Here is a 2,288-nt window from a genome sequence, read left to right on the forward strand (position 1 = left end):
GGGGCGTGGGGCGGTGTGGGGGCTTGTTCAGTGTGCCTCGCGGGAGCTCGCGGCCAGCTCGCTCCAGAGGTACGCGCTGGCCTCGACGCCTTTGAGGAGAAGGTCCAGTTCGACCTTCTCGTCGGGGGCGTGCCAGCCGTCGGAGGGGACGGAGATGCCGAGGAAGAGCACGGGTGCGCCGAGGACTTCCTGGAGGTCGGCGGCGGGGCCTGAGCCGCCCTCGCGGGTGTAGCGGATCGGCTGCTGGAAGGCGCGGCCCATGGCGCGCACCAGGGATCGCAGGGCCGGGTGGTCCAGGGGCGTCAGGCAGGGGCGGGTGGCCCCGCTGAAGGTGATCTCGTGGCGGATGCCGACCGGGATCCGTTCGGCGGCCCAGGCGGTGACGGCCTTGGCGATGTGGTCCGGGTCCTGGCCCGCGACCAGCCGGAAGGACAGCTTCACCATCGCCGAGGAGGGGATGATCGTCTTGCTGCCGGCGCCCTGGTAGCCGCCGCCGATGCCGTTGACCTCGGCGGTCGGGCGGGCCCAGACGCGCTCCAGGGTGGTGTGTCCGGCCTCTCCCCGTGTCGCCGTCGACCTGGCGGTGCGCAGCCATCGCTCTTCGTCGAAGGGCAGTTCGGCGAAGAGTTCACGCTCGCGGTCGGTGAGTTCGACGATGCCGTCGTAGAAGCCGGGGATCGCCACGCGCGCGTGCTCGTCGTGGAGGGCGGCGACGAGGCGGGCGACCTCGGTGGCCGGGTTCGGGACGGCGCCGCCGAAGGAACCGGAGTGGATGTCCTGGTCGGGGCCGTACAGCCGGATCTCGCACTCGGCGAGGCCGCGCATGCCGGTGCACACGGTGGGGGTGTCCTCGGACCACATGCCGGTGTCGGAGACGACCACCGCGTCGGCGGCGAGCCGCTCGGCGTGCTCCTCGACGAGGGCCCGGAAGTGCGGGGAGCCGGACTCCTCCTCGCCCTCGACGATCATCTTGAGGTGGACGGCGGGGGTGCTGCGGCCGGTGGTGGCGAGGTGGGCGCGGACGCCGTGTGTGTGGAAGAACACCTGCCCCTTGTCGTCGGCCGCCCCGCGCGCGTGGAGGCGGTTTCCCCGGATGACGGGCTCGAACGGCTCGCTGTTCCAGCCGTCCTCGCGGGCGGCGGGCTGCACGTCGTGGTGGCCGTAGACCAGGACGGTGGGGGCGTCGGGGTCCTCGGAGGGCCATTCGGCGAAGACGGCGGGGGCGCCCGGTGTCTCCCAGACCTCGGCGACGGGGAAGCCGGTCTCCCGGAGCTTGGCGGCCAGCCAGTCGGCGCTGCGGCGTACGTCCGTCGCGTGCTCGGGCTGCGCCGACACCGACGGGATGCGCAGCCATTCCACGAGGTCGTCGAGGAAGGCGGCACGGTGGTTCTCGATGTACGTACGGACGGCGCTGTCCGGGGTCTCGCTCATGCTCACGAGACTATCGGCCCGCGCCGGCGTACTCGTCCGGCGGTTCGTCCCCGAACGGCCCCGGGGCCTCCTCCGGCCACGCAGGGGCCTCGGAGCCCGGCTCCTCCAGGAGCAGCCGTTCCAGAGCCGCCCGGTCGGGCAGGTTCTCCGGTCGTACGACGTCACCCGTACGTACGTACAGGAATGCGGCCCCCACGGACTCCAGGGGCACGCCCCGCTGCTCGGCCCAGGCGAGGCGGTACAGCGCGAGCTGGAGGGGGTCGGCGGTGCGGACGCGGCTGGTCTTCCAGTCGACGATCTCGTACGTCGTCGTCCCGTCGCCGTCGGTGTTCCGGTACACGGCGTCGATGCGGCCGCGTACGACGCGTCCGGCGATCCCGAGCTGGAAGGGCGCCTCCACGCGGTACGGCGTGCGGTGGGCGTAGGGGGTGCGTTCGAAGGCTTCCTTCAGTGCTTCCAGATCCCGTTCGTCGGCGATCTCGGCCTCGCTGCCGGGTAGGTCCTCAGGCTCCAGCATGGGCAGCCGCAGTTCTTCGAAGCGGGCCTCCACCCAGGCGTGGAAGCGGGTGCCGCGGCGCGCGGCGGGCTGCGGGGGGCGTGGCATGGGGCGCGCGAGTTCCTGGGCGAAGCCGTCGGGGTCGGCGGCCAGGCGCACCAGCTGCGACGCCGTCAACGACGCCGGCAGGGGCACCTCGGTGACCTTCGCGCGGGCGCGCAGAAGCTCTCCGGTGAGGGCGTCGAGATCACGGTCCCAGGAGGCGATGGTGCGGGCCTCCTCGGGCGTCAGGTCGTCCTCGGCGGGGTGTCTGCGGGCGTGCGGCACCGAGGGCGTGCGTGTGCCGTGGCCGGGGGGTGGG

At 72.9% G+C, this 2,288-nt stretch carries 2 protein-coding genes; both read right to left on the reverse strand.

Annotated elements, in window-relative coordinates; translation table 11 throughout:
• Positions 1–27 precede the first annotated feature (27 nt).
• Positions 28–1,431, reverse strand: coding sequence for a dipeptidase (locus tag AOK23_RS42785; RefSeq protein WP_055717764.1), 1,404 nt, complete (start codon positions 1,429–1,431; stop codon positions 28–30).
• A 10-nt stretch (positions 1,432–1,441) separates the two neighbouring features.
• The coding region (locus AOK23_RS42790) for a PD-(D/E)XK nuclease family protein (protein WP_206336445.1) at positions 1,442–2,288 on the reverse strand (847 nt) is incomplete at its 5' end.

The organism is Streptomyces torulosus (genome assembly GCF_001419765.1).
GTDB classification, from domain to species: Bacteria; Actinomycetota; Actinomycetes; order Streptomycetales; family Streptomycetaceae; genus Streptomyces; species Streptomyces torulosus.

What these genes read in the sequence shown, in the direction of transcription:
- AOK23_RS42785 (WP_055717764.1), bottom strand. Translation starts at nt 1,431, where the DNA reads ATGAGCGAGACCCCGGACAGCGCCGTCCGTACGTACATCGAGAACCAC.